Origin of the sequence: Pullulanibacillus sp. KACC 23026, from assembly GCF_029094525.1 — a bacterium.
In the GTDB taxonomy this organism is placed as follows: domain Bacteria; phylum Bacillota; class Bacilli; order Bacillales; family Sporolactobacillaceae; genus KACC-23026.
Genome location: NZ_CP119107.1, coordinates 1883661 through 1910215, shown reverse-complemented (window position 1 = coordinate 1910215; position 26555 = coordinate 1883661). Strand labels below are relative to the sequence as shown.

The 26555-nt window shown below is 36.7% G+C and carries 30 protein-coding genes; 7 read left to right on the top strand and 23 right to left on the bottom strand.

Annotated features, from left to right (window positions below; genetic code table 11):
• Positions 1-2 precede the first annotated feature (2 nt).
• From PU629_RS08945 to pxpB, 4 genes are all read right to left on the bottom strand, one after another.
• A complete protein-coding gene (locus PU629_RS08945; RefSeq protein ID WP_275283923.1) occupies positions 3-701 on the bottom strand; it encodes a DUF969 domain-containing protein in 699 nt (232 codons plus the stop codon).
• A 70-nt stretch (positions 702-771) separates the two neighbouring features.
• Complete coding sequence (locus PU629_RS08940; protein WP_275283922.1) at positions 772-1539, bottom strand: 5-oxoprolinase subunit PxpA; 768 nt, start codon at positions 1537-1539, stop codon at positions 772-774.
• 12 nt (positions 1540-1551) lie between these two features.
• Positions 1552-2553: a 5-oxoprolinase subunit C family protein gene (locus tag PU629_RS08935; protein WP_275283921.1), complete on the bottom strand. Its 1002-nt coding sequence runs from the start codon at positions 2551-2553 to the stop codon at positions 1552-1554.
• Positions 2550-3260: a 5-oxoprolinase subunit PxpB gene (gene pxpB / locus PU629_RS08930; RefSeq protein WP_275283920.1), complete on the bottom strand. Its 711-nt coding sequence runs from the start codon at positions 3258-3260 to the stop codon at positions 2550-2552. The genes PU629_RS08935 and pxpB overlap by 4 nt, the downstream gene beginning before the upstream one ends.
• A 1890-nt stretch (positions 3261-5150) precedes the next feature.
• On the opposite strand from pxpB, the gene PU629_RS08925 reads away from it, so the two are divergent.
• From PU629_RS08925 to PU629_RS08915, 3 genes are all read left to right on the top strand, one after another.
• Positions 5151-5474 carry an ArsR/SmtB family transcription factor gene (locus PU629_RS08925; protein ID WP_275283919.1) on the top strand — a complete coding sequence of 108 codons (324 nt, stop codon included), beginning with the start codon at positions 5151-5153 and terminating at the stop codon, positions 5472-5474.
• 47 nt (positions 5475-5521) lie between these two features.
• The gene (locus PU629_RS08920) at positions 5522-5734 is read left to right on the top strand and encodes a hypothetical protein (RefSeq protein ID WP_275283918.1); all 213 of its coding nucleotides are present in this window, start codon (positions 5522-5524) and stop codon (positions 5732-5734) included.
• A 75-nt stretch (positions 5735-5809) separates the two neighbouring features.
• Positions 5810-6052 carry a hypothetical protein gene (locus tag PU629_RS08915; protein ID WP_275283917.1) on the top strand — a complete coding sequence of 81 codons (243 nt, stop codon included), beginning with the start codon at positions 5810-5812 and terminating at the stop codon, positions 6050-6052.
• 207 nt (positions 6053-6259) lie between these two features.
• Here the strand turns inward: PU629_RS08915 and PU629_RS08910 are convergent, their stop codons facing one another.
• The 17 genes from PU629_RS08910 to PU629_RS08830 all read right to left on the bottom strand — a co-directional run bounded on the left by PU629_RS08910 (position 6260) and on the right by PU629_RS08830 (position 20891).
• The gene (locus PU629_RS08910) at positions 6260-7039 is read right to left on the bottom strand and encodes a Tim44 domain-containing protein (protein WP_275283916.1); all 780 of its coding nucleotides are present in this window, start codon (positions 7037-7039) and stop codon (positions 6260-6262) included.
• Between the two features lie 713 nt (positions 7040-7752).
• Entirely contained in the window at positions 7753-8205 is a 453-nt protein-coding gene (locus PU629_RS08905) for an NUDIX hydrolase (RefSeq protein WP_275283915.1), read from the bottom strand.
• Between the two features lie 98 nt (positions 8206-8303).
• A complete protein-coding gene (locus PU629_RS08900) occupies positions 8304-8903 on the bottom strand; it encodes a hypothetical protein (protein ID WP_275283914.1) in 600 nt (199 codons plus the stop codon).
• Between the two features lie 428 nt (positions 8904-9331).
• Positions 9332-9790 carry a RidA family protein gene (locus PU629_RS08895; RefSeq protein WP_275283913.1) on the bottom strand — a complete coding sequence of 153 codons (459 nt, stop codon included), beginning with the start codon at positions 9788-9790 and terminating at the stop codon, positions 9332-9334.
• A gap of 1010 nt (positions 9791-10800) precedes the next feature.
• Complete coding sequence (locus PU629_RS08890) at positions 10801-11043, bottom strand: DUF4190 domain-containing protein (protein ID WP_275283912.1); 243 nt, start codon at positions 11041-11043, stop codon at positions 10801-10803.
• A gap of 524 nt (positions 11044-11567) precedes the next feature.
• Complete coding sequence (locus tag PU629_RS08885) at positions 11568-12473, bottom strand: aminoglycoside phosphotransferase family protein (RefSeq protein ID WP_275283911.1); 906 nt, start codon at positions 12471-12473, stop codon at positions 11568-11570.
• 138 nt (positions 12474-12611) lie between these two features.
• Positions 12612-12905, bottom strand: a complete 294-nt coding sequence (locus tag PU629_RS08880) for a hypothetical protein (RefSeq protein WP_275283910.1) — start codon at positions 12903-12905, stop codon at positions 12612-12614.
• Positions 12895-13089 (bottom strand): hypothetical protein, encoded by a 195-nt coding sequence (locus PU629_RS08875; protein ID WP_275283909.1) that lies wholly within the window; start codon positions 13087-13089, stop codon positions 12895-12897. Before PU629_RS08875 ends, PU629_RS08880 begins: the two co-directional genes overlap by 11 nt.
• 334 nt (positions 13090-13423) lie before the next feature.
• Positions 13424-13624 (bottom strand): TetR-like C-terminal domain-containing protein, encoded by a 201-nt coding sequence (locus tag PU629_RS08870; RefSeq protein WP_275283908.1) that lies wholly within the window; start codon positions 13622-13624, stop codon positions 13424-13426.
• Positions 13625-13741: 117 nt separating this feature from the next.
• Positions 13742-14419, bottom strand: a complete 678-nt coding sequence (locus tag PU629_RS08865) for an HAD family hydrolase (protein WP_275284388.1) — start codon at positions 14417-14419, stop codon at positions 13742-13744.
• A 100-nt stretch (positions 14420-14519) separates the two neighbouring features.
• Entirely contained in the window at positions 14520-14969 is a 450-nt protein-coding gene (locus PU629_RS08860; protein WP_275283907.1) for a GNAT family N-acetyltransferase, read from the bottom strand.
• 171 nt (positions 14970-15140) lie between these two features.
• Positions 15141-15398, bottom strand: a complete 258-nt coding sequence (locus tag PU629_RS08855; protein WP_275283906.1) for a hypothetical protein — start codon at positions 15396-15398, stop codon at positions 15141-15143.
• A 40-nt stretch (positions 15399-15438) separates the two neighbouring features.
• Positions 15439-15966, bottom strand: coding sequence for a nucleotidyltransferase family protein (locus PU629_RS08850; RefSeq protein WP_275284387.1), 528 nt, complete (start codon positions 15964-15966; stop codon positions 15439-15441).
• Positions 15967-16181: 215 nt separating this feature from the next.
• Positions 16182-16499, bottom strand: coding sequence for a helix-turn-helix domain-containing protein (locus PU629_RS08845; protein ID WP_275283905.1), 318 nt, complete (start codon positions 16497-16499; stop codon positions 16182-16184).
• Between the two features lie 614 nt (positions 16500-17113).
• A complete protein-coding gene (locus PU629_RS08840; protein WP_275283904.1) occupies positions 17114-18124 on the bottom strand; it encodes an FTR1 family iron permease in 1011 nt (336 codons plus the stop codon).
• A gap of 1044 nt (positions 18125-19168) precedes the next feature.
• Entirely contained in the window at positions 19169-19738 is a 570-nt protein-coding gene (locus PU629_RS08835) for a nitroreductase family protein (protein WP_275283903.1), read from the bottom strand.
• Positions 19739-19841: 103 nt separating this feature from the next.
• Entirely contained in the window at positions 19842-20891 is a 1050-nt protein-coding gene (locus PU629_RS08830; protein WP_275283902.1) for an NAD(P)/FAD-dependent oxidoreductase, read from the bottom strand.
• A 172-nt stretch (positions 20892-21063) separates the two neighbouring features.
• On the opposite strand from PU629_RS08830, the gene PU629_RS08825 reads away from it, so the two are divergent.
• The 4 genes from PU629_RS08825 (at position 21064) to PU629_RS08810 (ending at position 24917) form a co-directional block, all read left to right on the top strand.
• Positions 21064-21909, top strand: a complete 846-nt coding sequence (locus tag PU629_RS08825; RefSeq protein ID WP_275283901.1) for an ABC transporter ATP-binding protein — start codon at positions 21064-21066, stop codon at positions 21907-21909.
• Positions 21860-22801: an iron-hydroxamate ABC transporter substrate-binding protein gene (locus PU629_RS08820; protein WP_275283900.1), complete on the top strand. Its 942-nt coding sequence runs from the start codon at positions 21860-21862 to the stop codon at positions 22799-22801. Before PU629_RS08825 ends, PU629_RS08820 begins: the two co-directional genes overlap by 50 nt.
• A gap of 101 nt (positions 22802-22902) precedes the next feature.
• On the top strand, positions 22903-23910 hold the full coding sequence (locus tag PU629_RS08815; RefSeq protein WP_275283899.1) for a FecCD family ABC transporter permease: 1008 nt from the start codon (positions 22903-22905) through the stop codon (positions 23908-23910).
• Positions 23907-24917: a FecCD family ABC transporter permease gene (locus tag PU629_RS08810; protein WP_275283898.1), complete on the top strand. Its 1011-nt coding sequence runs from the start codon at positions 23907-23909 to the stop codon at positions 24915-24917. The genes PU629_RS08815 and PU629_RS08810 overlap by 4 nt, the downstream gene beginning before the upstream one ends.
• 456 nt (positions 24918-25373) lie before the next feature.
• On the opposite strand, the gene PU629_RS08805 is transcribed toward PU629_RS08810, so the two are convergent.
• Together PU629_RS08805 and PU629_RS08800 are read right to left on the bottom strand one after the other, a co-directional pair.
• Entirely contained in the window at positions 25374-25964 is a 591-nt protein-coding gene (locus PU629_RS08805; RefSeq protein WP_275283897.1) for a DUF2441 domain-containing protein, read from the bottom strand.
• Positions 25965-26061: 97 nt separating this feature from the next.
• Positions 26062-26514, bottom strand: coding sequence for a GNAT family N-acetyltransferase (locus PU629_RS08800; RefSeq protein ID WP_275283896.1), 453 nt, complete (start codon positions 26512-26514; stop codon positions 26062-26064).
• Between the last annotated feature and the right edge of the window lie 41 nt (positions 26515-26555).

The window sequence follows — 26555 nt, the reverse complement described above, 5'->3', positions numbered from 1 at the left end:
GATTAAGCCTCCTCATTGCTAGTTTCGCTTGGTTGCTGGGCTAAAAGACTGATCCTTTTATCCAATCGTCGCAAACGGAACCAACTAATTAAAAAAGCACAAACAGAAGTAGGCAATCCCCAGAAAGCCATTTGCCAAACTCCAACATGCATACCTTGACTTTCAAAAAATCCTTTCATTAGAAGAATAGCGCCTGTTGCAATAAAAATGTCTTCACCGAAAAACCACCCCGTATTTTCCACACAAGCGGCAAAGGTTTGAATATCGGTTCGTAATTTTTTTGGAAGTGGTTTGTTTAATTTCCGTGTGGCAGCACCTTCTGCCATGGGAGCAACAAGTGGTCGGACAGTTTGTGCATGTCCGCCAATATTTAATCCCAATGCTGCGGAAAGCTCTCGAATTCCAAGATAGGTTAACATAACCCTACCAGCTGTCGCATTTTTAACTCGTTTAATCATTTTTTCTGATTGTTCTTTTAGTCCGTAACGTTCCAAAATCCCGATAATCGGTAAAGTTGAAACAATAGCTAATGACATATAACGATTCGTAACAAAAAATTGACCGAAATCGGCGATGATTTTATTAAAAGGAATCCCGGCAACAAGACCCGTCACAATTCCTGCTACGGTTACAACTAATAAAGTGTTAAATCTAAATAGAAAACCAATGATAACTACTAAAATCCCTATCAGTTTTATCAACTTTTCCACCCTCTAATTTTTTTCAATTTTCAATAAAAATAAATCTTGCTAATTATTCTGAAATATACATTTACAAAATTGATGAAATTTTATTTACCGTAATCGCGTTTTCCTCCAAGGCTTGACGAATATATTTGGCAAATTCAACCGCATGCTCGCCATCCCCATGGATACAAATTGTATCTGCCTTAATGGCCACATCTGTTCCTTGGATGCTCGTCACGGTTCCTTCCTTCACCATGCGAATGACTTGATTCACAGCCACTTCTTGCTCCTTAATGAGCGCGTTCGCCATACTCCTTGGAGTTAATGTTCCGTCCTCTTGGTATGTGCGATCGGAAAACACTTCGCTCGCTGTTCGAAGACCCAGCTTCCGTCCTGCTTTAACAAGTTCACTACCAGCGAGTCCAAATAAAACTAACTCCGGATTAACTCTATATACAGCTTCAGCAATGGCTTCTGCTAGACCCACGTTTTTAGCGGCCATATTGAATAAAGCACCATGAGGTTTAACATGCTGTAAAACCCCTCCCTCAGCTTGAACAAAAGCATTCAATGCCCCAATTTGATAAACAACTAGATCATAGGCTTCTTGAGGAGAAATGCTCATAATTCGACGACCAAAACCGATGAGGTCCTGTAGCCCGGGGTGTACACCAATTCCCACATTTTTATCGAGCGCCATTTTCACGGTTTGACGCATGGTTGCCGGATCTCCAGCATGGAACCCACACGCGATATTGGCAGAAGTAACATAATCTAATATGGCTTCATCTGTTCCAAGTTTATAGACACCAAAGCTTTCACCCATATCAACATTTAAATCAACGTTGTACATGTATGTTCCTCCTTATTTCACCTTCAATAATAATCCCATTTTTAACCGTTGAAGTTTCGATTCTCTTTCGATGAAAAGTCGCTGTGCTTCTTGATGACTGACCTGTTTGAATTGGATAGTATCACCAGGCTTTAATTGCCCCATTTTTGGAAGATCGACTGTAATGACTTGACCTATTTTGGGATATCCACCTGTAGTTTGGCGATCGGCCAATAAGATGATAGGTTGACCATCTGCTGGAACTTGGATTGTTCCAAAGCTAACGGCTTCTGAAATCATCTCTTGTGCCTCACAAAGCTGAAGCTCAGGTCCTTTTAACCGGTAGCCCATCCGATCCGATTGGGGTGAAACCTCATATGTTTCTGAGAAAAATTGTTCAAGGGATTTTTGAGCAAAAAGCTGTGCGTCTCGTCCTTCCATGACTCTAATGGTCGATTTTGACGTTTCAATGGTGAAAAGTTCAGACGTAACAGACCATTCTGTTTCTAAAAACCACTTATTTTCTGGAATTTTCCCTATTTTTTTGATAAGCTGGTTGGCGATTTCTGAAGAAGGTCCTAATTGAAGTTCATCATTTTTTTTCAAAGCCCTTCCATTAAAGCCACCGATTCCGGCTCTCATATAGGTTGAAAAACTTTCCATAACCTTAGGAACTTTATAACTGCCTGCGACTACTAAGTAAGCACGGCATCCTTTTTGACATGGTCCAAAACTCAGAATACTCCCCGCTTTCACATATACAGGCCGCCATAATCCAACATGCTTTCCATTAATAGTTGCCGAGAGATCTCCACCACAAATCGAAATCAGAGTATCCTCCTGAAATTCGATACTCGGACCAATCAACGTAATCTCGATTGATGGATCATTTTCATCGTTCCCTACCAATAAATTAGCAATGCGATGCGAGACTTGATCCATAACTCCACTGACAATAACTCCGAATTTTTGATAGCCAATGCGCCCTAAATCTTGGATGGTGGACAGCAACCCGGGACTGAGAATCTTGATCATTTTGTACCATCCTCCCATTCTTGAAATTCTTTTAACGTAATGGACTTAAATTGAATCCTATCTCCTGCTCTCAGTATGGAAGGAGTGTCCTCCCCGGGCCGAAATAATTTCATGGGCGTTCTGCCTATTAATTGCCATCCACCAGGCGTTTCTATGGGATAGACACCTGTTTGTTTGCCAGCAATACCTACAGAACCTGCTGGGATCTTTAAACGTGGAGATTCTTTTCTAGGCGTTGCAATTTCCTCTGGCATCCCTCCTATGTATGGAAAGCCTGGTGCAAAACCAATCATGTATACCAAGTAATCTCCCATCGAATGATAGTGAATGACTTCTTCTGGGGTTAGATGATTGTGCTCTGCGACAACCTCTAAATCGGGACCTAACTCTCCGCCATAACATACAGGAATTTCGATCTTTCTCGGTTCCGATGCCTCGTTAACTTTCAAGTTAGCTAGAAAAGTCTTTAATTGGTCACAGACTTTTTCGTACGGAAGCTTGTCCTCCGAACCATTGACAAAATATAGTGGATCGTAAAAGACACTTACCGTTGTAAAAGCCGGAACATATTCAATTACCCATTCAATTGAGTGTTGGTCAAAAAAGGCAGATACAGCTCTCACTTTGTCCAGCGTTTCTTTATTTATTTCTTGACCGAGTTCGATAACAACGGCTTGATCACCTAACGGATATAAAGAAAACAGCATCGCCCAATACCTCCAATCCTCTCAATTTTTCTAAGCTGTCAACTCTACCTCTAGTATCGTAACTATTGGTATAAAGTGGTATAGAGGTATTCAGATGAAATACGATGGAATCTAACTTTATGGGTTACCTAGTTGGATAGTAAGAGACATTCGCCTAACTGCGGACAAGCTGTTTGATTAGAAGAAAAATAAGGGGATAACAGTTTTGTCGATTCCTGGTTGTCTCTAAAAGATGGCTTACAAAGTTCAACAAAAACTTTCATGAAAACCGCCTTTGATAATTCCAAATCATCATCATTTTCCGAATATAAATTCTTGTATTTAAGTATAATAGAATGACTATTATTAAGTAAAGCAACCTAGCTTAAAAATAATTATTTTAAAAATTTGTTTTATTCGGTTTGAATGCAAGATGCGAATGATGACTCTTTTCGCTGAATTTTGTGATCGAAGCTGTTGTCTATGGCCGAAGTCTTATGATTTTTAATCGAAGTTCTGCGAATTTTGATCGAAGCTTTGGAATTCGCAATCGAAGTTTTGCTTTTCGCAATCGAAGCCCCGAGTTTGTTGAATTTCGATTGGAAAATACTCCCTTTCCTTCAGGTTCTATTTTATTTAAGGAGAATAATCTATCATTTTTTGAATAGAATGTATAAAAATTCTTTTTAAATCTAAGGTTGATTAATATATAGGCGAGACAAACAATCCGATTTGTACAGAAAGATGAATTTGGGAAGACTCTCACAATAAGAGCACTCAAAAAAAGAGCTGAATGAAATAAATGAAGATCTGAAATCTTTAATTCTCGTATTCGTAAATTTGAGGAACAACTGCAAGATTTATCGAAAACTATTTAAACGAATAAAACCCCTACAAAATTTCGTTATATGAAAAGAATAGAGCCGTTTATTTCAAAAGAAATATTCAGCTCTTTTTGTTTTATTTGAAAGTTGGCTTCATTATTTTTTCAATAGACCCTTCCTGTCTGTCCACTTAAATAGGAACTAGTTAAAAAGTTTAACTCTCTACTTATTTTTTTGAAAAAATAGGACAATCTAATCAAAAAATAGTAAGAGATCGAACAATTAGGGACAATGATAAGAAAAGTTGTTTATAATTTAAATCAGATTTATCTTGCATTTATCCTCCTATTCCTCCACATTTCAAAGCATTTTATCTTAAACAAAACTGAACCGTTTGTTGAAGAAGCGACGGCGATATAACAAATTTAGCGTGGTCCCTGGATTTCACGATAAATTACCTTATCTTTTTTCCCTCCATTCTATCTCATTCACCTTCCTCTATCTTTTTTTCTTTCCATCAATCCGTAGGTGCTCACTTTAAGCCTGTCAAAGCTATATCCTCATTTGTTAGATATGCCGAAGTTCCTATACACTACTCGTACTTTTCGGTGTATGACACTGCATTCGCAGTATACGTCTCTCGAGCGTATTAATTTCTAGACCCGTACATTCGCAAGTTTGTCAGTCCGGTTGGACATTCTCACCATAGATATTTTGTAGCACCCCGACCTATCATAAACCATATTCTGATGAAGCAACTTAGGTTCATTTCAGCCGACTTCACCTTGCTTCATACACGTTCAGGCTACTACCATTCCGCGCATGTAGGAGTATCAGATAACTCGTTTCAGCTCAACGTGACGGTTTTCATTCCGGGTTTCGGTTTAATCAGTTGTGATTGCTTATTAGCAATCCTCCTATTTCGTGCATTGGCACTTATAAGGAAACGTTTCGCGCAGTACATTAGTTCAAAAAGTTTCTTTCTGACCAATAAAAAGAACAATCAATACGATAATTTATTGGCGAATTAATTTTACAATTAAATATTCGTTGAAATTATATTTCACCTGTAATAAAATAATTACATATGAAGGATATAATTAAAAGCGAAGAATTACTAAAATTGTTGGGGGCTTTGTCAAATCCGTACCGACTAAAAATTATCGCCATTCTTCATCAGGAAAAGCAATATGTTAGTCAACTTGCAAGAGAGTTAGGCATAAGTAGACCCTTACTTTATTTGCATTTACAGAAGTTAGAAGATGCCAAATTAATCAATGGGTATCACGAAATTTCTGATAGTGGAAAAGCAATGAAGTATTATGAACTAAACTCTTTTAGCATTAATTTAACTGCGGATTTTATTGCCCAAATTGCTAGTGAAATAACCATTAAAAATAGAAAGGAGTAACTTCTTATTTTTAAAAGAATCTAATTGGTGAAGGGAGTTTTAATTAAATGTCTTCATTACACATACTAGTTGCTTTTCTTCCAATCCTAGTTCTTATTTTCATCATTGTTTTTGTTATTAGAGTCATTCGTCGTATGGAACATCGAGCAGAGGAACGGTTAAAAATTGATAAAGAGACATCGCAATTACAACAGCAACAAATACAAGAAATAAATAAACGCTTAACAAATATTGAAAATATCCTTAGAGAAGTTGATTAGAAATAATTAGAACCGATAAGGTTAGAACCTAATATTAAGTGGTTCTAGCTTTAAACAGATAAAGAAGTGAAAAATATGAGTCCAATTGTAGGATTAATTCAGACGCTCATTTTAATGGCTTTAATCTTCGTTCTCTGTTACAAATATATAAATATTCGAACAAGTAACACCCATTTTGAATGTCCAGTCTGTGGTTCCTCCTTTAAATTATCAAAAATAAATTTTGCCTTTGCATTAAAGAAAAACCTTGACGAAAGAATGGTGACGTGCCCTGTTTGTGACTACAAAGGTTGGATGCAAATTATGAACGATGACTAATAAAGTATTAAAATGCCAGTTGAAATTGAATTAATAACAAAGAAAGTACAAAGGATCACACCTCTGTACTTTCTTTGTATTTCGAAAAAAATCCGTGAAATCCCCGATGTCCTCTTCCAGTAAACTGATCGTTCGAATAACTTAAGATTTTGCAATTTGCACTATCTTTATTAAATTCTACTTTCAAAAGCTGAAAGGTAAAAACAATTAGTTAAAAATCTGATCGGCTACCCATTTTCCATCTACTTTAATAAACTGCCATCGTTCCTCTAGAATGCCTCTTTGATATTTTTGTCCGCTTAAAATGCTCTTAGTGTTGACATCGATTCTATAATCGATCATTCTAGCCTTGATTCTGACTTGAAAGCAATCTCTATTTGGTGAAACGAAAACTGCTTTTATTTGACTCACACTGACTCCTGAAACAACATTTCGAATGCCTTGGTCTTTCATCGTTTCAATCATCCCATTATGCTCATTGAGAAGTTCCTTGGACATAAAAGTTGCTGCTAGTCCAGGTTCTTGCTTTGACCAAGCCTTTTGAATTTTAATAAAACAAACTTCAATTCGCCTTTTCAACGCTCGATCTTTCCAAAAACTTTTATCGAGAGTGTTGGTCTTCTCTTTATCCACCACTATTTTTCTATTAAACTCAAACAACCACGGAAAAAATGAGTAAAGAATTCCCGCTATAACAAACACTGGTAATATATCACCCAATAGATTACCTAAAGGACTGGATGAAAGTATGGTAGTCGAACTTGAATCAACAGGGATACCATTAATACGACTCACGCCATAGTTCTGATTGTTCTGCCCACTCTGAGCTCCAGCCCCACCACTTCCACCGCTGCCACCACCTGAACCTGAACCACCGCCCCCGGCTGATCCTCCGCCCGCAGATGCCATCGCCGCAGTTGGGAACAAGAAAGAAAAACTTAATAACAAAACAAGGCAACTCGTCAAAATTAGAATGATCTTTTTCACTTTGTTGCCTCCTTTTTTCTTTTAATTACTTGATTAACAAATAATTATTCAACTTAATCCTAACACAATATTTCTAATACTTTACTCTTAAGTTGAAGAAGGGATGGGAATTAATGGTATTAGAACCAAACAAACCATCCCTTTTCCTTACTTTTAGCTAAAAATAGTTGACCTTGGGCTATGTTAGCACCAGGTGCCTTAGGGAAATCTAAACATACAAGCCAAGATTTTTCAGCAATTTCTTTAACAGTTGGAAACAAAGAGGAAGAAGACTATTTCGGAATGGCAAAGACCTTTTGTGGTTAGGGTAATGGTTTGGCAGTTATTACTACATTCCACTTTGTATCTATGTCTGGAGAATCATCTATTCCAGTCCCATAAGTTCTTGGTTTTAAAGTGTTTAACGCCTCTATAACCACTTTCCTATCCTTAATCGATGTTTTCTCTAAATCACTTAACACAGGATATTCTTTAGGTTGTGCGAATCCTTTGTGAAATGAACTAAAAAACAAGAACGGTGTAATATCAGCATAAACAGTATTTTCATATATAACTTACCTCAAGAGCTATCTTTCCTAATTTCAAGAAAAACACTCCATTTTCTGAGGCGTAATAGGCATTTGTTATCCCCTAACTCGACCTTTCGTTGAAGAAAAAAAGAGCCGGAGACGGTTTCAATCTTCAGCTTCTTATAACTCCCGTTTTCCTATTCGTTAATCGATCAAATCATTTATATATGGGTGAATATAACTTTGATATTCTTCTGTAATTCCTTGAGGAAAATCACCAACTTTGAAAAATCCAACGTCAATTGATTCAGATGAATCGACCTTTATCTCTCCTTTAATGTCATTAGAAGCATAAATGGCAGTCACCGAATAGATTTCATCACCATTTTCAAGTTTAAAGTAATAATCTTGCCCCGAGGCAACACCGAGTAATTTTAATTCACCAATTATTAGACCCGTTTCTTCTCGCACTTCTCGTCTGGCAGTATCCTCTAAACTTTCTCCTAACTCCGTTAATCCCCCAGGCAATCCCCAACCACCATCAGTCCTATGTTGTAATAACAATTCATTATTTTCATTTATGACTAAAACCACTGAGCCCACTAAAATTAGCGGTTGATTCCCAACTAACTTTCTTAAACCCATTACGTACTCCAATATATCATCTCCATAATTTGTAAATTACTCTTTTTCAATTATCCTGACTTTTACTTGAAAAAGTGACAGTGAAATCCAATCTTTAATATAAGCACTCGTTAGTGGAATAAGAATAAGTTTGACTTTATTTCTTTATTCGCATTATCAAAGAAATAAAGGTCTGCAAATTTTGTTTTGCCTATACCTTTAGGGAGCTTCTTAACAACGATAAAGTCATCTTTTTTTGGAACCTGAACTTTAAATTTGAACGATTGGTCTTCTAATTCTGCCTGAACATAATGAGATAATCCATCTGCGTTATTTCCAATAATAATTCCATAATTTCCTTTGTTGGTATTTACCCCATAGTATTTTACTTGATTTGACCCATAGTGACTATTAACTATTCGTAAATGCTTGTTTGGTCCCTCTTTCATTACTGCTATTCCTAAATAACCGTTGGATTGGTTTTTAAAATATGCGATATAAGTATTTGATTTTCCTAAATGAACGGTATTCATCAACTTTGGATTAGTTTTTGTATCACCTCGATTTCCCCAATTTGTTAGGTTCTGCTGTATATCCTTCTGATTAATAGCTACCGGATATTTTGCATCAACTTTTAACGAGTAAATTTTCGCGGTTACTATTACCACTATTAAAATCCCAACAATAACACCTAAAATAGTCATTATTTTTCTACGATTTATACCAACCAACCCCTCTTATTAAAGTTGATCCATTGACTATCTTAAATTAACCTGACAGTTAAAGAACGAAATAATATCAATATTCTTAATTTAATATATCAAACAAAATTAGACTCGGTTATTTTTTTGATTCTTCTTTGCATCCACAAAATAAAAACAGTGTGCAAACAGTTGAGTTCAACACACTTCATATAGAACTAAATCATCCGTTATATAAATTGATTTTTCTCCTTAAAAGCAATATTTAGACTTATATAAAAATGGTATTGCATTTATCTGTTAATTATATAAGAAATGAGGTACTACATAATGCCTGAAATTTATGTGTAACGTTTCACGCCTTATTTTTTAGCGGTCTTATAAAACTAAAGCTCCCCTTGAAGATGGAAAACGGTATAACAAATAGACGCTCCTTAGAAAGGCCGTCTCACTATGTTTTATTCCTCAATTTCAAATATCGAGTCAATGATAATAGGAAGGTTATCTCTAACCGAAATAGCACCTAAAACAGATCGAGCGTGATTTCCTTTATCACCAAAAACATCTAACATTAACTCCGAACAACCATCTAAAACTTTATGATGCTCTTCGAAGTCAGGAGTCGCATTTACAAAACCTTGAATCTTTACTACTCTTTTAACTTTATCTAACGAGCCTAAAGCTTGTTTTATTACAGCAAGGATTTCAATTCCTGTTTGACGAGCAAATTCATAACCTTCATCAGTATTGAAATCTTCACCTAATTTTCCTTTTGGGTTTCCAGAAGGACCTTTACCCGAGACGAACATTAAGCTATTAACAATAACAAAATTAGAGTACTTAGCTTGTGGATTACTTGCATTTGGTAAAGAGATACCTAATCTTTCTAGTTTAATTGCAGCTGTTAATTCAGTCATTTAAGTCTCCTGCCTTTTTATTGGGTTAATAAGGAAAGTAGTCATTACTACCATTAATATCCAATCGTCCTTAATTATTGCAGCAAAGGCACTTTCCCTATTTCTCATTATTAACATCCTCTTAAATCTTCTTCTACTCTACTAACCTTGAACAAGTAAACGGAAATTCCCACTAAAGCGTCCTATGAAGAAGGAAATTTTAGTACTTTATAACCTAATGAACCACATATCTGTAAGCAAATAAAGCTGTCATGAAAAAAAGTGGAATAATTATTCCTAGAACACTACAAATGACACCTAACGGGTTCACTTCAAAGGTGCAAACAATTAACTATCAAAGTAAATCGTACGGGTTTCACATAGTCATTCACCGTGCAATTTTTATTGTAATATCACTGTTTATTGACCCTTTCATCCGTAAATCACCGATCAAATCACAGTGTAATTTACATGGGTGGAAATAATTATTGGCGGTGTGTGAATTAACCGGTAATTGAGCAAGTGAAAGGTAGGGGGATTACCAAGTCATTTGGATATATAGGTTAAAATAAAAGTTAGATTATCGAATTGTTCTTAAAGTAAAAAACGGACTGTAATGGTTAACAAGAAATTTTAGCGTCACCTGTGATCGTTGAAATAAGCGGAGATTTTTCCGTTATCAACCAAAGTAGTGTTCAGTTCGTCGTAAATAAGCGGAGTTTTTCCGTTTAAACAAAAAGAAATGACCCATTTTCATGTTTTTCGAGTCAATAGTCGGAATTTCTCCGTCTATTTTAGCTATTTTCGATGTTGATTTCTAAATAAGCGGAATTTTTCCGCTTATTTAGAAAGTTCGCTTTAGCCATTTAATGAAATAGGTAATCGATTGCCTTTTATGAAAATAATCAAACCGAATCTCAAAGGATTCGGTTGTTTTGACGTTTACTAGTCTTTTCTTTCTGTCATTTTTTTGTGAATAGTAGTGTGATTGAAGGTGATAATTAGCGTTTTGCATCTCACAAGTAAACCCGTTAAATGACACCTATGGTTGCCCTTTTTCTTCCTTCTTGCTTAAAACGTTTTATTTCTTTCAGTGCAACGATACCAACTATTAGACCAATAACACCTAGAATTATCCCAACACAAAAATAGAAAATAATGGATAATATTCCGAAAACCAAGGAAGTCAAGGCTTTTCTATTTGAAACATTTCTTTTTAAAACCCCTTCACCACTCACTGTAATCAGCCCTTTTATATTTATGATATACCCCATTCGCTTGAAAATCCTTGTAAACTCGACTGATCCTTTTGCTTAATAAGCTCTCTTGATATATTTTAACATTACTACGAGTTGAAAATCAGGTAGTATCAAATTATTCTAAATATAATCACGCTATTTTGGAATGTCCTTTTAGTAACTATTCTCTAGGAGTGATTATAGTGCTGTTGTCTAAAGCTCAAGAGCTTAGGAGCCGATAAGAGACTAGAAGAATTTTTTCCTCAGACTAAAAGCTATCGTCTTCAATAAAAGATATTGATTAACCATTTTCAAGATAATGAAATCAGCAACATCTTCATTTTTGATCATAAACAATACCTTGCTGAATCAAGTTTCACGCACTCGACTTGCATGTATTAGGCACGCCTCCAGCGTCCGTCCTGAGACAGGATCAAACTCTCAAAAAGATACCTGCCAACAAAGAAGATATTGGCATTACAAGGTCCAATGGGAACTTCCTCACCTTATATTCTTTTAAAAAAGTATCTTGACAATGGCGTCCACTTTACTATTCACATTCAAACTGTATACCACTTAGGTTTTAATTCTCTAAAGTTATCATGGTCTTCTAAAAACAGATAAACTTTTTCGAGCATATCATCTATGCTGTCGGGAATGGTTTTTATAGTCCATATTACAGTAGAAAATACACACATTGCCAAGTAAAGTGAATACAGCCTCCAGAAATATTCTTCGGGCTCAGTGTTATTGTAATAACCTTGAATTTGTCCTATTGAAAAGGGAATGCTTACTTTCCGACTAAAAATGCCAATTTTAAGGAATTCATGAATTGGGTCTCCCCAATCATACCTATTAAAGTCTATAACACCAGCAAATTTCTTCTTATTTACAATGATGTTGCCGACATGAAAATCATCATGTTGAAATATATTAGGACGTTGTTTCATAAGATGAATATTCTCTTCAATAAATTTTATTATTTTTTGGTCATTCTGAATCTTCATCTCACATTTTAGGTAAGCGTCTAAATACTTTTGATGTTTTTCCTTTTTCCTTAAATACCAAGAAGTGACATGGCTTGGAGCAGTATACTGGTGCATTTTTCTTAAGTTTTGTCCAGCTTCAATCCCAATATTGAACTGTTCTTGTTCTGTGCATAGTGGAAGTTCATCCTCAGCATCTTTGCCCTCTATGTACGTTGTGAGTATATAGCCACGATTATCAACCTTACCAATAGAAATTGGTTGAGAACAGGTAACGTTATAATCTCTCATCTTCTCGAGGATTGAATATTCCGCCTTTTTAGCCTCCAACGCTTCATGATTAAACACTCGAAGAAGGACCTTTTGGTTATCCTCAAGATTTATTAAATATTTTTTATCAGAAGAAGCTCCCTTTTTAATTTGAATTATTTTCTTACAATTACTTATGAATGGAATTTGATTTGTTAGTGCTTCAATCATTCCCTCACCCCTGATATTAATCTTCGAGAACAATCATAACCTTATGAAAACTTAATGAAGCTAAAAACGTCAAAGCTCTTATTTATAAAGATTGGTCCAGTGATTCTGAAACGACTGTTGAGAAAGATCCTAGTCCTCTTAAAAATTATCAGAGATTTGTTTGATAGCATTCATACCAGCAAGTGTTGTTTCTATCGAAAAGTCTCTGCCCTCTTTAATGTATTTATTGATGGATTTTATGACTTCTTTACCTGCTGATACTCTTTTATCTTCAGGATTTTCTGGATCGATTCTTCGGGCAATTGCATCTGGGTCAATATTGATATCAACACCAATCCTATCAATTATAAGGCTCCGTAATGTGCTTTTACCGCTTCCGTTGTACCTGCAAACACAAAAAGTAAAGGTTTGTGGTTGTTCATTAAGATTCACCGTCTTTTTTTAGAGGAACAATATCACCATTAGGAAATTCTTTTACAAGTTTACCGTTTTTTTCATATACTATATATGTGTTGTTTGCTTTTGCATCTATCCTAGCCCGTTCGCCAGTCATTTTAGCCCATTTACTTAACCATTCATATTTCCTTTTTGGTTCATTGTTTTGTTCTTCTAACATAAGCAACACCACCTTTAAGTAAATTATATCAGATTATTTATAATAAGATATTCATTAGATTTTACACTTTGTGATGAAACTCACTTAAGCTAACAGGGGCGTATCTTCAATAACCTGGGAAGAGATATTTTTAATTTGTCTCTATAAAGAGGAAAATAATGACACGCTGAAAATATAGAATATTACACCCCTTGACTAACGATCCGTAAAATTTAAGATGAACTTGATAAAATTGTGGATTTGAAGGATGGAGAGTAGGGTAAATCGTTTTGAAGCCACGCCTCTATTGTACCTATCAATACTGAGGAATCGTACCAAATTAAAATTTCCTGGTTTATACTTTCAAAACTTTCATTTTTTTACTTCCCTTTTTCTCAATCCATTTGGAGGAAATGAAATCTGCAAAAGACGTTAATAACCGCTCTCTGAAAAGCGGGATACGCTTAGAACCAAGAACAATTTTATAGAAATCGGCTTGATCAGCTATGTGCTCAAGGAATATCTCCATTTTTCCCCATGCAGATTGATACTTCAATGGTGTCTGCTTTTTTCTTTGTTTGATTCTAAGTGGCCTTTTGCAAGTGTGTAAAAATACGGACCTGATATCATGTCACTCTAACAGATAGAAGTATAATAATAAACTATCAGTTACTCAACTTTCGTAGAGTGGAAGTTGAGTTAAATAACTTAATAAGCCATCAAAAGAATGGATTTCGGCATCAGGTTTTATGTCAGTTTCATTCTTGATTTTATGAGGATTGAACCATATGCCCTTCATACCTGCATTTTGACAACCGCCAATATCCTTTTCTAGGTCATCGCCAACAAATAAAGCATTTTCCGGTTGTACACTAAGCCTAGTTAATGCTAATTCAAATATACGTTTATCCGGTTTACGAAGTCCCACTTCTTCAGAAATAATGATTAGATTAAAACAACTATTCAACTCTGTGTTCATTATTTTAGCTTTTTGTCTCTGTGTTGAGCCATTTGTGATAATCGCTACTTGATATCGCTCTTTTATTTTATTGACGATATTTATGGTCTTTTGGTCTCTAATGAAACAGTGAGGAAAATTATAATTCCAAAAATCTTGAATAGCATAACGCGGCAATCGATATTTGGGTGGAAATTCGTCAAAGAATGATTCCAAAACAGTTGTTTTATCATTGTGGCCATAGCTTTTAGTATCATAGGCTTTGAATGTCTTCAACATATCAGTTCGAACTGACTGCTTAACATCCCCATAACACTTTTCTAAAATCATTAAAAACAATTGTTCGACTGCCTGAGTCCTATCAAGTAAGGTCTCATCCAAATCAAACAGCATGGCTTTAGTATCTCTCAACTAACCTCACAGCCTTCCACTAATTAAATAAATACTAATAATACGAGGAAGCTTCCCTCATTCCGATTTGAGCTTTCTTTCTCTATTTCAAAGTCCATTCATATTGAATATCCAGTAAATTTTCTTCATTTTCATGTCCTCTGCCAATGATTTTAAATCCATTCTTTTCATAAAATCGTTGTGCGTTTTCATTTACTTCAAACGTATATAAAGTTAATCTCCCGCTCGATTGTTCTTTTACTCTATCAAGCAAGGCTTGACCTATACCGATTCCTTGATAATCAATATGAATATAAAGCTGGCTTATTTCACTTTCATTATAGGCAATCATCCCAACCACCTGATCACCCATTAACGCTAAATCTATTTGATATTGTTCTGGTAAGATTTGATTTAAAAAATAGATATGATTTTCGAAACTATGACTTTCTTTCTGACCTATGGCCTGTTCTTTACTAGTCCGCCACATTTCTACTGTCTGTTCAGCATATTTAGGCTGATACTGTGTTAGGATAAAGTTATGTTGATTCAAAGTATATATCCTCCCTTAGAAAACCATTTTCATTTTTTACACAGAAATGCTGCACCATTATCTATCTGACATATTTCTAATTTCAGACTCAACATTCTGCTTGATTTTTTCATCTACTTCCATTAAGTATAAGCACAACCTGGAAAAATGCCGCACCGCACGTGGAAATAGTTATTTGTCCGGTTGAGGCCTATATTTTGTGAAATATGCCCCTGAAATTAATAGGATGATAGTTATGGCCCAACTCAATACGCCTATAAAATCCAACCAATAAGCCAGTAAATTGGTTAAGGCAATTAGATACATACAAATTGGAGTTAGAGCTGTTGTTATCCCTGTAGCACCCGCTTTTTTTCTTTTCTTAATCAAAGCGGTTATGGAAAGAACAGTGGCAACGAGCAGTATGACAGTTACTATTAGTGGAACCATTTAAATTCCTCCTCACGTAGCACTTCGACTCAAGCAGCCGTTAATAAGAATGATGGATTGAATGGATGGTTAAATGACCCCATATTGATTTCCAGTTCTTTTTTGCGAGGCGTTCTTCATAGATGACGATTCGCTCTTTAGTTTCTTTAAAATAAGAAGTCGGTTTTACCTCGAGATTTACCACATCACGAATACCGCATGGGGCGGTTAAGATCACATGATCCCTTTCATCTAGTGTTACGCCTAAAGCAGTGGCTGTCTCTGGAAACTTAGAAATCGCATCAACTGACGAAGAATAAGGCGGCATTTTGCTTTTAATGTGCATTCTTGCTTCATTCTTTACAGACCAAGGAATGTTCGGCCTAACCGTTTTTAGCCTGTCCTCAAGTCTCTTTTCCTCTAATTCATCCATTCTTTCAGGATCAAAATAAATGACATCAATATCCGGGATTGGCGTTCTTGCACTGAAGTTATGCAGGGTATCCCATATTTTTGAACGAACAAATCCAGCACATATCCACCAATCAGGTAAGTTTAAAGATTTCGCTGCTTTTAATAGATCCATCATCCATTTATCTTCTTGAATAAGTTCACTAATTGTTTGTTCATCGATCACTGAAAAATGCCTCCTTTAAAAAGATGAATTGATATTCGTATTCTTTAAGTCTCTTGGCTATTCCTTGTTGGAGCATTTGGGAATTCCTCGTGAGCGGTGATGACTGCGGCCTCAGCAATCAAAAAGTACGATAATGCTTAATTGCGTTTAGTAGAGAAAGCCATTGCTTAAGGGATCTCAAGTTCTGATTTCTGAACCCAATTATTTACTGCGTTTTCATTAAAATAATACGTTTTGCCAATTTTAATATGTGGAAAATCAGGTTCTATCTCGCGGCCCTTTGCCGAAATTAATTTTAAAACATCTTTTTGGCTCAAGCCCAAATAGGATGAAACCTGCTTCAGAGTAAGCAATTGGTGTGAATGGGTAATCTCGGCACTTGAATTCTTATTTTCAGAACTCAATCCTTTTGAAATCAACCAACTTCCGATTACAATACTAATCGCCAAGCATACGATCGATAATGCCATTACATAATTCTTCAAATAAAGGCCTCCTTTTTCTCAATGCTTAACTTCCCTCCAAATCGCAAAATAGTCAACGTAACATTCTGTATTTTCAGCATATCACTATTTCTCTATTTTGGTTAAGAAAAATAAAAAGCGTCTCTTCTTTGAAGTTGAAGAAACGCCCCTTGACTGAAAACAAATTGACTCTTAGATGGTTGCTATTAAATAATTGATGCAAGCATCGTTGTTTCAACAAAACGATCAACACTAGTAATTTTCATTATTCAAGTGTTGAAATGAATTTTAGCGAGTCATTCATCTTATGAATTTTACGATTCTCATCCTTCATCCTCAAAATCTTGTCTTGTACTTGCTGTCACTCGCACAAAAGCGATTGTCCTTTTTGAACAATCGCCCTCTGCTTGTATTCCGTCATTTTTTGATTACTTTCTAGTCAAATTTGCAGATTCTTTATTTTTCCCGAAAACAATCGTTGCTGACGATTCCGTGTTTTTTGTAAAACTTGAAAAAAGCCTGCTTGTAACGATGGTGAATCCTGTTTCAGTCATACCGTTTTCAGCCTTAATATCAATGTTTTGTTGACCGCTTCTAAATGCTTTATTGTAAATCGCAAAAACTCTTAAACGCTTCTATTCCTGACTCTTCAACTTGATCATAGCGGTATTGGAGGTAGAGGCTCTCTTTCTTGCCCTTAGTCTTTCTGAACTTGCTGCATAGTAGGAGCCTATGACAATTATTGCCGCAATAACCTGAGCAATGACTGTTTCCCAATTGTTAAAAATTGAAAACCAAGTTCCTGCCCAAGCCGGAATGTCCAATGAGAAGGTATGAGTTGGAATCCAGTTTGCTATCTGCATCTCGTTTACCTGTTCTCCTACCATGATCTCAAAGACAAAGCCTAACATAATACCGGTGAATACTAGCATTTTCTTATAAGGTAATTTCTTATGGGCTATGAACGTAAAGTATCCGGTTATTGCAAGGAGTATCAAAGCAAAGGCTGTCCCCAATAGAACATTTGCCGTTCCAACCTGCATCCGAATGCTCTGAAGAAAAATATCAACTTCGAATCCTTCCCGATAAACAGAGGCGAAGCCAAGTAAAATAAGTCCTTTGTATGCCACAGATTTTACAGTCTCAAATGAATCCTCTTCTGCGGATTCCATAGAATTAATTAATTCCTTTTTCTTACGATTATGAAAAGAGATCCAGCCCGTCCAATAAATCTTATGGAAAAACCAATTCATGATAACAATTAAAACAATAATTGCTAAAAGCCCTGTTGCTGCTTGAATATTATTTTCTGATGTGGTTTCGGCTGCCAACGCGAGAACTCCAACTAAGATAAACCAAGTAACAAGAGTAGCACCAAAACCTATACCTGCTCCTCCAACAATCGGCTTCCAATACACTTTTTGTGTGCGCAAAAGCCCAGAAATAATGGCAGCAAGAACCATGATGCACTCTAGCCCTTCGCGGTAAACTAGAACCGATGTATCGATAATCCCAGCCGTTGGCGAAATCCCATGTACGGTTGGATCTGGATTACCCGCTGATGTAATCGCCTGCCAAACCAATACAGCCATAAGGACGGCTCCCCCAAGACAAATTAAACCAGTCTTCAGAATAGAATGTTTCATAAACAACGTCTCCTTATGATAACGATAATCATTATCAATTAAAATAATTAAAAAAAATAATCCGTTTCTACTAATTATCAATCGCAACTATTATGGCAAGTCCATCAATGCTTGATTTTGAAAGTCTAAATAATATTAATTTAAGATGTGAGTGAATAATAGAAAGGACTTTTTTATATGTACCGGCAAAATGACTATTATGAACAGTTAATGGCTTTTACACTACATAAAACGCTCGTAATCAAGACGTTCTATTAATTTCTAATTGTCACATGCTTTAAGATGTACTTTAAAACAAATGCATAGATCATTACGGTTGCTCCTGCAAAAATAAAAGTCACACCTAACACCGTCCTCAATCACTTTATAATTGATAATGATTTTCATTCCCACTCTAAAATAACACGGTTGATCATCATTTTCAATAAAATTGAAAAAAAACCCACAATTTAACGTGATGACCTTCGCTTAATAGAAAAAAACTCAGCAGTCCTTTATCTAGCCTTTTGATAATCGGGCAAGTTAAACTAAAGTTTAACTCCTTCTTTTTTCTTTTACTGATTTCTAGTTCGCTCACAAGGATGTTCAGGCAATTGAGCCTCAAGCAAACGAAACGCAAAGAAGCGTGATGTCAAGGTTGATGTAAATCATTCCGGTGTCCTATTTTTACGACCTCTTAAAGACTTTCCGATCACGGTTCAATTCTTTCCCAAATACTAAACGTTTTAAGATTAATGCATAAATAACCACTGCAACTATGACAAAAACAAAGGTCATCACACTTAACACCTTCTTTTATCGTTTTAATTGACAATGATATTCATTATCAATTAAAACTTAACACAGAGAATTCCCATTTTCAATTCATTTTTTGAAATCTAATAAATTTAAGTGCCAATAGAAAATAGAAAATGGAGTCAATCTTTCCTCTGTATTGCTGAGCGCTTATTGGCTTCCAAAGTGAAAACAAAGGATCAAGTTATCAATGCGACAAGACCGCTTGAACTCTATTATAAATACCTCCGCTTTTCATTCGTTTTTATGTTAACCAATCCAAGTGGTGCATTCCGAAAAGGATTTTCTAGGCTTTAATTCAGGTTCTAATTCAGCATAACCAACATATATAAGCCCAACCATCTCCTCGTTTCCACCAAGACCAAATGCGTCTTTCATTCTTGTATGATACATGGGTTCCCCACTTCTCCATATAGCTCCAAGCCCCATTCCATGAGCACCTAATAACATATTCTGTATAGCCGCATGGGTAGCAGCGCGATCTTCCATTCTCTCAATTTCATCTTCACTCCTAAAAGATACAGCCACTCCAATAATTACTGGAGCACGTCTTGCCTTTCCTTGTTGGGCCGTTTCAATTGACATCAATTGTTCTATTGAGAGAGATTCTGCTTTTTCATAGGCAATATCTCTATAAGCATCTCCCAATACTTTCCGGCCTTCGCCTGTAAGAACAACAAACCTCCACGGCTCAGTCATTTTATGGTTGGGGGCATAGGTTGCAAGAGTCAACATCGCTTCAATTTTCTCTTTTTCAACTGGATCTGGTTTAACCTTTCCAATACTCTTTCTTGATTTAATTCCATCTAACAGTTTCAAAACCATTCCTCCCATGATTTGGATTGATTAGTAATATCACATTTCGAAACTAATGCCACTTATATAGTTTTGAGATCTTCCTTACCAAGTGATATTCAAACTGTTACTTTAATTGTTGCTGAATAAGGGCGACATTGCGCTTTTTAAATAGATCATTATGAGAAGATACCATCGCCGTTGCCTCAGCCTTTGGTTCAATAAATCGTTTAGCCTGATTAACTGCATTAGCCGCGTCTTGAAAGGCCCCAGCGATGAGATGGACTTTCCCTTCATAATTAAGGATATCTCCACAGGCGTAAAGACCTGGTATAGTAGATTCGCTTTTCGCATTCCCTTTAATGAAAAATTGGTCAACTAATTCAATAGACAGCCCACTATTGGTTAATAGAGAGGCATCTTGTTCAAAACCATGATGAACCACAACATCATCGATCGGCAATTCAAAGCTATCGCCGGTCTCATGGTTTGTTAATTCGACACGATCAATCGAGATACAATCAATACTAGCCTTTAACTTAGTAATAGAGGTATTAAAAAAGCAAGTCACAGAGCCATTCATCAAATGAGTAATTTGTGCCTCATGTCCAGTTAAATTCGCCCTTCTATGGGCTAAGTATACTTTTTTGGCAACTGGTTCTAATTCAATGGCCCAATCAATTGCTGAATTACCTCCTCCTGAAATAATAACCGTTTTGTCCTTAAAGCTATTTAATGATTTTATTGTGTAATGTAGATTAGAGACTTCAAATAGTTCAGCCCCTTCGATCGCCAACTTTTGAGGTTTCAAAATACCACTTCCGACAGCAACAATGACCGTTTTCGAATAGTGCTCACTTCCCGATGCCGCGATTAATGTAAAATACCCCTCCGTATCACGCTTAATCGAAGTAATTTGTTCATTCAACACCACTTCTGGGTCGAACGTTAAGCCCTGTTTAACAGTTTGTTCAATTAGCTTTGCTCCGCTTAATGGTGTTAATCCTCCAACATCCCATATCATTTTCTCAGGGTAAACATGAATCTTACCACCTAAGTAAGGCTGAAATTCAATAATTTTAGTCTTCATTTCTCTTAAACCACTATAAAAAGCAGAATATAGTCCAGCTGGTCCACCTCCGATAATGGTTACATCAAAGCATTCCATCTGACTCATGCCAATCACTCCTATAACAGTTTTCATCAAAAAAATGTTGATGATTATTAATTAGATAATTTAAAAATATTGTTGACAATTGAAAATCATTCTCATTATAATCACATTGTAAATGAAATTGATAATCATTATCAATAGTGATTTGCAAAATTTTTCATAAGGAGGAAAGTTTATGGTTCGCCTTTATACTGATCAGTTACATATAGGCTATGGGGATCGCTTAATCGTACAAGATTTATCCATTCGAATTCCTGATAAAAGTATTACAGCCATCATTGGTTCTAATGGATGTGGAAAGTCAACTCTCTTAAAAGCGATGACGCGTATTATTTCCCATCAATCCGGTTCGATTATTTTAGATGGAAAAAGGATTTCTAAAGAACCAACTAAGGATTTAGCCAAAAAAATAGCGATATTGCCGCAGTCACCTGAAAGCTCCCCAGGACTCTCGGTCGGTGAACTCGTGTCGTATGGTCGTTTTCCCTATCAAAAAGGATTCGGTCGTCTTTCAAAAGAGGATTTTAATGTAATTAATTGGGCGATGGAAGAGACCGGAGTCCTCCAATTTAAACATCACTCGATTGATGCCCTCTCCGGTGGCCAGAAGCAACGGGTCTGGATTGCAATGGCCTTGGCTCAAGAAACTGATATTATTTTTTTGGATGAACCGACTACCTATTTAGACTTGGCTCACCAATTAGAAGTCTTAGAGCTTTTGGATCGGTTAAACAAAGAGCGGGAACGAACGATTGTGATGGTGCTTCATGATTTAAATCAAGCAGCACGTTTTGCCGATTTTATTATCGCACTTAAAGCCGGGAAAGTTGTTAAGGCAGGAACGAGTGAAGAAGTCATTCGTCACGATATCTTAAGAGAAGTTTTTCAAATCGAGGCTGTCATAGGCCGTGATCCGCAGACAAAAAAGCCGATGTGTCTTACCTATAATCTTGTAAAAGGAGAAAAACAACATGTTAAAAAAAGGTCTACCTATTCTATTGCTCCTGGTACTATTTCTTAATGCATGCGGGAACAGTCAATCCAATACATCTGGGGGATCCAAAAAAGGAAGTGGTTCAGCGGAATCAGCTCGACCGAAAATGGTCACCTATCAGTCAGAGAATGGTCCTGTTAAAGTTCCGGCACACCCGAAAAGAGTCGTGGTACTCGATCTTTCAGCTGGAGATGTGATCAAACTGGGGATTCATCTAGTCGGTGTGGACACCTATGCTGAGAACAATCCAAATTACAAACCCTATTTAAAAGGGGTTGAGGAAGTTTCAGCGGATGATCTGGAGAAAATTGCGTCTCTTAAACCGGATTTAATTATTGGTTATTCAACTACCAAAAATATTGACCGCTTGAAGAAAATTGCTCCAACCGTAACCTATACTTATGGAAAGCTTGACTATTTAAAACAGTTTGAGGCGATAGGAAAATTAGTCAATAAAGAGAAGGAAGCAGATGCTTGGGTGGCAAGTTATCACCAAAGAGCACAAGCATTAGAAAAAAAAATCAAAGCTAAAATCGGTGCAAATACGACTGTCTCCGTCATTGGAACATCGGCTAAGCAATTTTATGTTTTTGGTGATAATTGGGGAAGAGGGACAGAAATACTTTATCAAGAAATGCATTTAAAAATGCCAGAACTTGTAAAAGAAAAAGCGCTCAAACCTGGTTATTATCAAATTTCACAAGAAGTTCTTCCTGAATACTTTGGAGATTATGTCATTCTAAGTATGCAGCCCGGGTCCGATACATCATTTGAAAAAACAAAGATCTACAAAGAGATTCCTGCTGTTACAAATCATCATGTGTTTAAAGTGAATGACGCATCTTTCAGCTTCAATGATCCTATTTCATTAGACTACCAACTTAACTATTTCCAAAAGATTTTTTTAGGCAAGCAATAGTGAAAAGAGAGGGAGAAGAAGTTTCGCAATTGAGAGCGGGACTTCCAAACCCTCTTTCTTGCTAACATAAATAAGATTCGGAAAGAGGATGAGTGATTCAAATGGTTAAACAAAGGCATCTACTCCCTATCGTCTATAGATTCATCATTAGTTTTTTGCTTTTCATTTTTTTCACGTTAATCGCTATTCGATTAGGAGCAGCAACAATGACCACTCAAGATATTTGGCTTTCGCTTACTACTCATCATCAAGGAGAAGCGCTTGATATTATTCGTGAGATCCGCTTACCACGAGAAATAGGGGCTATATTTGTTGGAGCCTCTTTAGCTGTAGCAGGAGCCATTATGCAGGGCTTAACAAGAAATCCATTAGCAGACCCTGGTTTACTCGGTTTAACAGCAGGGGCAAATGCAGCACTCGCATTATGCCTTGCTATTGTTCCTTCCATAAATTATTTCGGAATCATGGTGGCTTGTTTTATTGGTGCAGCTCTTGGAGTCATGTTGGTGTTTGGGATTGGGGCTTTGAAGAAAGAGGGTTTTTCCCCATTTCGTATTGTTTTAGCAGGGGCAGCGGTTTCTGCCTTCCTTGAGGCGGTAGCACAAGGCGTTGCTTTGACCTTTAAATTATCTAAGGATGTCTCTATGTGGACGGCAGGGGGATTGGTCGGAACATCTTGGAAACAACTCGAAGTTATTGCGCCCATCATTTTTGTCGGCCTTTTTATTGCGATGCTCTTCTCCCGGCAGTTAACCGTTCTAAGTTTGAATGAAGAAATCGCGGTTGGTCTCGGGCAAAGAACGGAACAAGTTAAAATGATTCTCTATGTTGTAATTATACTCTTAGCTGGTACTTCTGTTGCGCTTGTCGGAAATTTAGCGTTTATCGGATTAATGATTCCTCACATGGTTCGCCCCATTGTCGGAACGGATTATCGCGCGGTCATTCCGATGTCGGCGATCATTGGGGCTACTTTTATGACCATCGCTGATACACTTGGACGTATGATCAATGCCCCCTATGAAACCCCAGTTGCCGCCATTGTTGCCATATTCGGTTTACCTTTCTTTTTATTCGTGGTCCATAAAGGTGGGAAGGTATTCTCATGATCAATCCACACATACTTCGTAAACAGAAAATCATCCTTGGCCTTCTATGCATGCTGATCCTTGCTACTCTCTTAATTGGAATGGGCATCGGCAGCGGTTCAGTTTCTTATAGTGAAATTTTACCAACTCTACTTGGACACGGAAGTTTTGATGATCAATTCGTATTAGTGGGTGTTCGACTGCCGCGCATGATCATCACCTTTTTTTCAGGAATGGCTCTTTCGGTGTCAGGTGCCATTCTACAAGGCCTCACAAAAAATGATTTAGCGGACCCAGGAATCATCGGTATTAACTCCGGTGCTGGCTTGACTATTACCATCTTTTATCTGTTCTTCCCTATTGATCAGGGCAACTTTTCCTACATGATCCCAGTCGTGGCTTTTTTTGGTGCTTTAATAACAACTTATTTGATTTTCCTGTTTTCTAACAGTCGAAAAACAGGCTTTGAACCGGTCAAATTAGTGTTAGTTGGTGTGGGCTTTTCCTTAGCTCTTTCAGGATTAATGATCATTATTATTTCGTCTACAGATGCGCAAAAGGTCTCTTTTATCGCGGAATGGCTTGCAGGAAATATTTGGGGGACTAGCTGGCCTTTTGTCTGGTCTTTAATTTCATGGCTTGTAGTTCTTATTCCCTTTACTTTAATTAAAGCCAATCGCCTAAATCTATTGACTTTAAATGACTCTCTTAGCATTGGCGTCGGCTTAGCGATTAATAGAGAACGGATTATATTACTTTTTACAGCGGTTGCTCTGGCAGCTACCGCTGTGTCAGTCACAGGAGGAATCGCCTTCGTGGGATTAATGGCGCCTCATTTAGCGAAATCTCTCATTGGCCCGAGATTCCAGTTATTTATGCCTATTGCGATTCTGATTGGAGGCTGGTTACTACTTTTCGCTGATTTAATCGGCCATAATATTGTCATGCCAGATGGGATCCCTGCTGGTGTGATGACTGCACTTATAGGTGCACCTTATTTTATTTATTTGTTACTGAGGAAGATTTAATAACTACTGATCAGCAGGCATAAGTAAGCGAATTACTTAGTCTATTGAGAAAAAGACTGGGTTCAGACGGCCTAGTCTTTCTTCAGTACATTTCAGAACTTGTCCCTTAAAATTGGAAAATATGAGCCACGCACTTACTGCAAAACTAATTTCTGCTTGAATGTAACCTCCCTGTAAACGACGCAACTGCTCACCAGTTCTTGCCAGCACATAAGCATTCAAAAAGGCATGGAATTCTTCTCCAAACCCCTAACATTCCTTCTCAAAAGCATGTTAGGAAAGTGACCTTTAGTCACTCTCTAACATGCTTTTTTATCGGAAATTATTTTAGCCTTGAGGTTGCTTTTTTGCTCAAACTACATGTATTAGAGTTGGATAAATATTTTTCTTTAGGTAAACTTTTTTATACAAGGTGAAAAGATGTGATTGATGAAACGCCAACATTGAGTGAAAGACTTATTCATAAACATCAAGAATCTCGACAACTTCAATCCTTCCATCAATCAACAACTCTGGAAGTTTATTGTTTACATTACCCTTCCAATAGTCTCTTGCCTGCTCTATCTTTTTAGAGAAAGGAACGCCATCTTCTTTTGGTAACCGTTCCGCATCCCCCTCAAAATATTTTCCAACTACTTTTAATTGAACAATCTGCAAGACCTTTCGATTGTATGAATCAAATAATTGTTTCCACTTCAATGCGTCTTCATAGCTTTTAGCAGCGTATAAGCAGGATAATCTCGAAGGATATTGAGGATAGTCTTTTAAGCGAACCATTTCGACTATTACTTCTCTAATCGCTCTAGTTGTTTGTCCTACATACTTAATAGCTACGTCGGCATTTTCCTTATCCAATGTTAATCCTTCATTTGTGTAATGACTTTGTAAAATCCGGATGAAGTCTTCTCCTTTGGCATTCACCTGTTCCTTTTCAAAGAAAAAACGATATAAGGTGTTCATTTGAGCATCGCCAAATTGGATAATTTGCCCAAGACTCATTTTATTCCTAGTTACAATGTGATACACAAAGAAATGGTCTTCTCCCATGTTAATCTCCCAATCTCTCTATTTAGAATCAATAAGAAAACGACTGCATTTTCTTGAGCTATACATTCGCTCATTCAATAAAATCTAGCCTCCCAACTTACAAATCTTGAGATAAACGAACCCTATCCCTGCACTGAATGCCATTCTCAAAAATGGCTTCTTCGTAATGTCTAATAAAGTAGCCCCTGTCAATACCAGTCATTCTAAAGCCGCATTTTTGATAAAGGGCGAGTTGACCAATACTTGAATTTCCTGTTCCTACTTCAATCGTTGTATACCCGTTTCTTTTAGCTCGATGAACGGCATCCGTAACTAAGCGTTTTCCAATGCCTCGTCCTTGATGTTCTTCTTCTACTGCGATATTGACTAACTCAATCGTTTCAGGACGCGTAGGCAATAGGACATATACGCCAACAACTTCAGTATTACATTCCGCAATATAACATGTTCCCCTGTCTAAATAATCCTCGACAATCGTTTGAGAAGGGTCTGCCAATAGCAACAAATTAATAGGTGGTTGTTCATTCCGATTCAATAACCGAATATCCATACTGACCTCCGCATTTTAATGAATAGCCTCCCATGACGTAT